This is a genomic window from Aeromonas veronii, from assembly GCA_041319085.1.
GTDB classification, from domain to species: Bacteria; Pseudomonadota; Gammaproteobacteria; order Enterobacterales; family Aeromonadaceae; genus Aeromonas; species Aeromonas veronii_F.
In genome coordinates this window covers 3,637,734-3,645,000 of record CP101033.1, presented here as the reverse complement: position 1 = coordinate 3,645,000, position 7,267 = coordinate 3,637,734, and the positions used below count along the sequence as shown (strand labels likewise).

The 7,267-nt window shown below is 55.3% G+C and carries 3 protein-coding genes, 2 rRNA genes and 2 pseudogenes (1 of these 7 running past the window's edge); 6 read left to right on the top strand and 1 reads right to left on the bottom strand.

The genetic code is table 11. The features are described from left to right. Window positions 1-1,630, top strand: a 23S ribosomal RNA gene (locus NMD14_17365) (it extends 1,259 nt beyond the left edge of the window). A gap of 128 nt (window positions 1,631-1,758) precedes the next feature. Then, window positions 1,759-1,873 (top strand): 5S ribosomal RNA (gene rrf, locus NMD14_17360). Between the two features lie 290 nt (window positions 1,874-2,163). Here the strand turns inward: rrf and NMD14_17355 are convergent. Beyond that, a complete protein-coding gene (locus tag NMD14_17355) occupies window positions 2,164-3,117 on the bottom strand; it encodes an IS1595 family transposase (protein XEI32470.1) in 954 nt (317 codons plus the stop codon). A gap of 88 nt (window positions 3,118-3,205) precedes the next feature. Between NMD14_17355 and NMD14_17350 the strand changes: the two are divergent. From NMD14_17350 to NMD14_17335, 4 genes and pseudogenes are all read left to right on the top strand, one after another. Further along, window positions 3,206-3,340 (top strand): annotated as a pseudogene (locus tag NMD14_17350) (pullulanase). A 90-nt stretch (window positions 3,341-3,430) separates the two neighbouring features. Next, a complete protein-coding gene (locus tag NMD14_17345; GenBank protein ID XEI32469.1) occupies window positions 3,431-4,573 on the top strand; it encodes an IS4 family transposase in 1,143 nt (380 codons plus the stop codon). Between the two features lie 19 nt (window positions 4,574-4,592). Beyond that, window positions 4,593-4,904 (top strand): annotated as a pseudogene (locus NMD14_17340) (pullulanase). Window positions 4,905-5,109: 205 nt separating this feature from the next. After that, window positions 5,110-7,257: an adenosylcobalamin-dependent ribonucleoside-diphosphate reductase gene (locus NMD14_17335; GenBank protein ID XEI32468.1), complete on the top strand. Its 2,148-nt coding sequence runs from the start codon at window positions 5,110-5,112 to the stop codon at window positions 7,255-7,257. Window positions 7,258-7,267: the final 10 nt, after the last annotated feature.

Here is a 7,267-nt window from a genome sequence, read left to right as displayed (position 1 = left end):
TAAAGGGGGTGAAAAGCCTCCTCGCCGGAAGACCAAGGGTTCCTGTCCAACGTTAATCGGGGCAGGGTGAGTCGACCCCTAAGGTGAGGCCGAAAGGCGTAATCGATGGGAAGCAGGTTAATATTCCTGCACGACTTGTAATTGCGATGGGGGGACGGAGAAGGCTAGGTGGGCCAGGCGACGGTTGTCCTGGTGAAAGTGCGTAGGTGGTGTTTCTAGGCAAATCCGGAGACACAACACTGAGACACGAGACGAACGCACTACGGTGCGGAAGCCATTGATGCCCTGCTTCCAGGAAAAGCCTCTAAGCTTCAGATTACAAGTCATCGTACCCCAAACCGACACAGGTGGTCGGGTAGAGAATACCAAGGCGCTTGAGAGAACTCGGGTGAAGGAACTAGGCAAAATAGAACCGTAACTTCGGGAGAAGGTTCGCTCTTGACAGTGAAGTCCCTTGCGGATGGAGCAGTTGGGAGTCGCAGTGACCAGATGGCTGGGACTGTTTATCAAAAACACAGCACTCTGCAAACACGAAAGTGGACGTATAGGGTGTGACACCTGCCCGGTGCCGGAAGGTTAATTGATGGGGTTAGCGCAAGCGAAGCTCTTGATCGAAGCCCCGGTAAACGGCGGCCGTAACTATAACGGTCCTAAGGTAGCGAAATTCCTTGTCGGGTAAGTTCCGACCTGCACGAATGGTGTAACCATGGCCATGCTGTCTCCACCCGAGACTCAGTGAAATCGAATTCGCCGTGAAGATGCGGTGTACCCGCGGCTAGACGGAAAGACCCCGTGAACCTTTACTACAGCTTGGCACTGAACATTGAACCTACATGTGTAGGATAGGTGGGAGGCTTTGAAGGCGTGACGCCAGTTGCGCTGGAGCCGACCTTGAAATACCACCCTTGTATGTTTGATGTTCTAACGCAGGCCCATAATCTGGGTCGCGGACAGTGCCTGGTGGGTAGTTTGACTGGGGCGGTCTCCTCCCAAAGAGTAACGGAGGAGCACGAAGGTTGGCTAATCCTGGTCGGACATCAGGAGGTTAGTGCAATGGCATAAGCCAGCTTAACTGCGAGACGGACAGGTCGAGCAGGTACGAAAGTAGGTCATAGTGATCCGGTGGTTCTGAATGGAAGGGCCATCGCTCAACGGATAAAAGGTACTCCGGGGATAACAGGCTGATACCGCCCAAGAGTTCATATCGACGGCGGTGTTTGGCACCTCGATGTCGGCTCATCACATCCTGGGGCTGAAGTCGGTCCCAAGGGTATGGCTGTTCGCCATTTAAAGTGGTACGCGAGCTGGGTTCAGAACGTCGTGAGACAGTTCGGTCCCTATCTGCCGTGGGCGTTGGATGATTGAAGGGAGTTGCTCCTAGTACGAGAGGACCGGAGTGAACGAACCTCTGGTGTTCGGGTTGTCACGCCAGTGGCACTGCCCGGTAGCTAAGTTCGGAATCGATAACCGCTGAAAGCATCTAAGCGGGAAGCGAGCCCTGAGATGAGTCATCCCTGACCCCTTGAGGGTCCTAAAGGGCCGTTGGAGACCACAACGTTGATAGGTGGGGTGTGTAAGCGCAGTGATGTGTTGAGCTAACCCATACTAATTACCCGTGAGGCTTAACCATACAACACCCAAGAAGTGTTCTAAGGCTTGTAGCAAATACCAAGCGAACTACTTACCTAATTCAGTGATAGTGACAAGCCAAGCGCAACATCACTACTCACGTCAGCTTTCTCAGATTGAAGTAATTTGCCTGGCGGCCATAGCGCCGTGGAACCACCTGATCCCATGCCGAACTCAGAAGTGAAACGCGGTAGCGCCGATGGTAGTGTGGCATTCGCCATGCGAGAGTAGGACACTGCCAGGCACCCAATACAAGAAACCCCGCTCATCGAGCGGGGTTTTTTATTGGCTGAAATTCAGTTCATTGACTGATACTTTAGCTTTAACACTCCTGTAGTTTGACGATGAGCACCTTCCTCCACCAAACTTCGAACCTTTTCTGTTCGATATTTATCCATCGACACGGTGTGCTGGATATAAAAAGCACAGAATGTGATGCCTGCTCTGCTTTAATTCGTCTGCCCACGTTCGATGGGCCAAGGAATCACAATAATCTGAGGAATGGACACATGTTCAAAAGAGGCGCTGTTCCCTTTACGTGTAGGTGAGCCGAGTGACTCCGCCAAGCAGCCATGAACAGGATGTATTCGGCTCCTGGTTCACCACTCGAAACCAAGCAAGGTAGTTTTCCAGGTAGTCTGTCCCTACTCCGTGAAATTTGGCCATCCATTCCCGCCAACGACTCACGTAGTTATTGAGGGTCTGGATGTGGAAAACATCATCTTCTACTCGATGATGAGCGCTGGCGATCAACCGCTTATGGATCACGCCCGGCGCGTTCTGTGCAATCGTGCTGTAACTTAGATTGCCATCCGTGCACAGGATTGTTCCCGCCGTGAGGAGTGGTTTTAGGGAAGGTTCGATTTGACTCAAGCTTTTATCTAACAACACAGCATCACTTTCTCGACCATATCGATCTAGCGCGATTAAGAGCGGGACCAAGGGTATATGCCCACGTTTTTTACCCTTCGCGCCCCGGCGCCTTGCTGGACGATCCAGATGACGTCGTCCCTTAAATGATCCGGCTACAAATACCTCATCGGCCTCGACGATCCCGGCCAATTGCTTGGCTCGAGTGGTCAGTGCGTAGCGCAGAAAGCGATGGCGCCAACGAAATGCGGTCTTCAGGTTGATGGCGCACTCTCTGGCAGCGGCTCGCAGCGACAACCCACGACTGAGGCAGTCAGCATAGGCAGCCCACTTGTGCTTGTGATGAAGCCCCGCCAAAGCAGAACCATCCAATTGATTGAATGTTTTGCCGCATGCCTTACAACGGAACCGCTGCTGACCACGAGCACGTCCCCAATGAATGACATGGGAGGAATTGCAACAGGGGCATGCTGCGACAGCCTCGCTCTGGTTTGCCAATGCCTGATGGAGTTGATCACGTTGCAGATGGTGACGAAGTTGTTCCTGGGCGCGTTCTAGTTGGATTGGGTCGAGCTGGGCAAAAGAACGCAGCATTGAGGAAAACGCTTGGCTGTCCATGGCAAGCTCCTTACTCAAATAACCTGAAATAAGTATAACGCTTGCCACCAATACGGCTCTGGAACAGCGCCTCAAAAGAACAGTAACGATGATGCTGGCGGCGGGAACCCTGGTATTAGGCGGTTGCGCATCCAGTGGCGGTGCAGAGCAGGCGGCAGACAACAGCGACTTCAGTGGCAAGTCCATCTACCTGCGCGGGGAGATGAACGACTGGATGGCCACCTTAGCCATCCCCTCATATGAGCGAGGCATGACGCGGTTTTCGGGGTATGATCGCCGGTATTGACCGACAAATACCGAGCGACAGCCCGCCATGTTCAATCACGAGATGATCCTTAACCACATCGATGACATATTCGGCCACGACATGCATGCCAAGCGTGCCTTGTCGCTCGCCAATGCCACTCTTGGCGTTATCGAGTCAGGAGCATTAGCCATTCATGCCATCGGCAATGGCCTCTCGCTGGCCAATGGGCTGGAGCGAAAGCATGCCGTCAAACAGGTCGACCGCCTGCTCACCAACACCAAGCTCAACGTCTGGAACCTGTTTGATGACTGGGTGCCCTATGTGGTGGCCGAGCGCACCGAAATCGTCGTTTCAATGGACTGGACCGAATTTGATGCGGATGACCACAGTACCCTGGTTATCAGCCTGCAAACCAGCCATGGCCGCAACACGCCGCTCTTGTGGAAGACCCACCAGAAATCCCTGCTCAAAGGCCAGCGCAATGCCCATGAGAAAGCGCTGCTGACCAAGCTCAAACAGACCTTGCCGGAAGGGGTATTTGTCACCGTGGTCGCCGACCGGGGCTTTGGCTATAGGGAGCTGTTTGAATGCCTTGAGCAAGAGCTGGACTTTGCGTATGTCATTCGTTTTAAAGGAAATATTCTGGTTGGCTATCCCGATATGGAACAGGTGCCAGCCAGTGACTGGCTGACGCCAACCGGACGGACTCGCACACTCAAAGAGGTGGAGCTCACCGGCCAGCGGCAACGGGTCGAGCGGGTCTATTGCTGTCACAAGAGCGGCATGAAAGAGCCCTGGTTTCTAGCCAGCAATCGGGTCGATTTGAGCGCCGCCAAGGCATTGCAACTCTACGGCCAACGCTGGGGTATCGAGACCAGTTTTCGTGACATCAAGGACTACAAATTCGGCATGGGGATGGGAGAGGTACACATCAAAAATCCGGCCCGCCGCGACCGGCTGTTTCTGTTCAGTGCGCTGGCGATAGTGCTGTTAACCCTGCTGGGCAAGGCGGGTGACAGTGCAGGTCTGGAGCGGACCATCAAGGTCAATACGAGCAAAACGCGGACCTACTCGTTCTTCCGGCAGGGGGTCATTTATTACCAATTACTGCCCAAGATGAAAGAGGACTATGCTCGCTTACTGATGGAAAAGTTCACCTATTACCTGAAGCAGCACCGGTTATATACCCGCACATTTGGAATTATTTGAGTCTTAAAAAATGAGGGGATCAGAAAGGATGGCCACCGATGAGAGCAAGGTGGTCAAGGTGGCAGACAAGCTCTACATGGCCAAGGGCACGCTCAAGAAAGAGTGGGCGCCCTACAAGTTCAAGTTCGCCGATTCCGGCTGGAGCTGTGGTACCAACTTTGGCTACAAGAGCCCGAGTGACGGCGTCGCTGTGCTTGGCGGAGAGCCTGTGCCGGTCAACCCCTGCTCCAAGTATGAGGACATGAAGTTCTCGCCGGATGCCGATGGCGTCTATGAGTTCTATCTGAATATGGCGGGTGAGACGCCGAGCGTGTACGTCAAGAAGCCCTGAGATTTCTCCTCCCGTTAAATTCATCGGGAAATGAACCGGTTAAATGCCCTGGCCCACCTATCTGCTGGCCGGGGCATTTTTTTAGGATAGAATCGGCGCCCCGTGAGAGAGGTACTATATATAGTGTTATTTTTTTATAAAAACCTATTGGTTGTGTTTTTAACGCTATCATGAGGTTGTTGCATTCACATAAGGTGGCTTGAAAATGGCTAAATCCAACCCTGTTCTGGAGAGTGGACCCGGTTCTGCCCTCATCCCCATGCAGGAAACCTCCCTCGAGATCTGGGACAGCAAGTATCGCCTCAAGAGCAAGGATGGGGCGCCCATCGACGGCACCATAGACGAGACTTATCAGCGAGTTGCCCGGGCGCTGGCAGCCCTGGAGGGCGAGCCCGATGCTTGGTATGAGCCCTTCCTGTGGGCCCTGCGCAATGGTGCCATCCCTGCGGGTCGTATCACCTCCAATGCAGGGGCCTTCGAGCACAAGCCCGCCACGTCTACTATCAACTGCACTGTCTCCGGCACCATCGAAGATTCGATGGATGACATTCTCGGCAAGGTGCACGAGGCCGGCCTGACCCTGAAAGCGGGCTGTGGCATCGGCTATGACTTCTCGACCCTGCGTCCGCGTGGTGCCTTCGTCTCCGGCGCCGGAGCCTATACCTCAGGCCCACTCTCCTTCATGGATATCTACGACAAGATGTGTTTCACCGTCTCGTCGGCGGGCGGCCGTCGCGGCGCCCAGATGGGCACCATGGATATCCGCCATCCCGATGTGATCGAGTTCATCCAGGCCAAGCGGGAAGATGGTCGCCTGCGCCAGTTCAACCTCTCTCTGCTCATCACCGAAGAGTTCGTCAAGGCGGTGAAAGAGGATGCACCCTGGTCGCTGATCTTCCCCTACACCGCCAAGGAGGTGGAGCAGGACGGCATAGCCCTGGATGACCCTGCACAGGTACTCTGGGCCGACTGGCCCAACAAGGAGGGAGTGGTGATCAACGCGCTGGGGCAGGTCGCCTGCAAGGTCTACAAGACCCTGCCAGCCCGCAAGCTGTGGAATGTCATCATGACCTCCACCTATGACTATGCAGAGCCCGGTTTCATCCTGATCGACAAGGTGAACCAGATGAACAACAACTGGTTCTGTGAAGAGATCCGTGCCACCAACCCCTGTGGTGAGCAGCCCTTGCCCCCCTATGGCGCCTGCCTGCTGGGCTCGGTCAATCTGACCCAGTTTGTGCGCGAGCCTTTCACCGATCGTGCCGCCTTCGACTGGCTGGCGTTTCGTAAGGTAGTGGCCATCTTCACCCGCATGCTCGACAACGTGGTGGAGATCAACCAGCTGCCGTTGGCCAAGCAGCGCGAGGAGATCACCGCCAAGCGCCGTCACGGCATGGGTTTCCTCGGGCTTGGTTCGACCCTCACCATGCTGCAGATCAAGTACGGCTCTGCCGCTTCTGTCGCCTTCACCGAGCAAGTCTCCCAGGAACTGGCGATGACCGGCTGGCAGGAGTCCCTGCGTCTTGCCAAGGAGAAGGGTCCGGCGCCTATTATGGAGCAGGAGTTTGAGGTGACAGGCAAGATGCTGCGGCTGCGCCCCGAGATGGCGGCTGATGGCATCAAGGTGGGTGACAAGGTGAAGGGCAAGGTGCTGCACGCACGCTACAGCCGTTACATGCAGCAGGTTGCCGAAGTGGATCCTGCCTTGGTGGCTGAGCTGGCCGAGGTGGGTGGCCGCTTTACCCACCACAGCAGTATTGCGCCGACCGGTACCATCTCCTTGTCACTGGCCAACAATGCCAGCAACGGCATCGAGCCGAGCTTTGCCCACCACTACAGCCGCAACGTCATCAAGCCGGGCAAGAAGAGCAAGGAGAGCGTCGACGTCTACTCCTATGAGCTGCTAGCCTACCGCGAGCTGGTGAGTCCGGCCGCCATGCCTTACTCGGAGGATGACGCGAGCCGCCTGCCGGACTACTTCATCACGGCCGACAACATCAGCCCGGCCCAGCACGTGGACATTCAGGCTGCGGCCCAGCGCTGGATCGACTCCTCCATCTCCAAGACCGCCAACGTGCCGACCGACTTCCCGTTTGAGCAGTTCAAGGACATCTACATGTATGCCTCGGACTCCGGGCTCAAGGGTTGCACCACCTTCCGTTTCAACCCTGCAGCTTTCCAGGGGGTGCTGGTGAAGGAGCAGGATCTGGAGAACACCCTGTATGAGTTCACCCTGGAGGATGGATCAGTCGTCACGGCGAAAGGGAACGAAGAGATCGAATACGATGGTGAGCTGCATACGGCCGCCAACCTCTACGACGCCTTGAAAGAAGGCTATTACGGTAAATTCTGAGGACGGAGCG

Bases quoted from the DNA above. Each gene is read 5' to 3' on its own strand.
- NMD14_17355 (XEI32470.1), bottom strand. From the start codon at position 3,117: ATGGACAGCCAAGCGTTTTCCTCAATGCTGCGTTCTTTTGCCCAGCTC.
- NMD14_17345 (XEI32469.1), top strand. From the start codon at position 3,431: ATGTTCAATCACGAGATGATCCTTAACCACATCGATGACATATTCGGC.
- NMD14_17335 (XEI32468.1), top strand. From the start codon at position 5,110: ATGGCTAAATCCAACCCTGTTCTGGAGAGTGGACCCGGTTCTGCCCTC.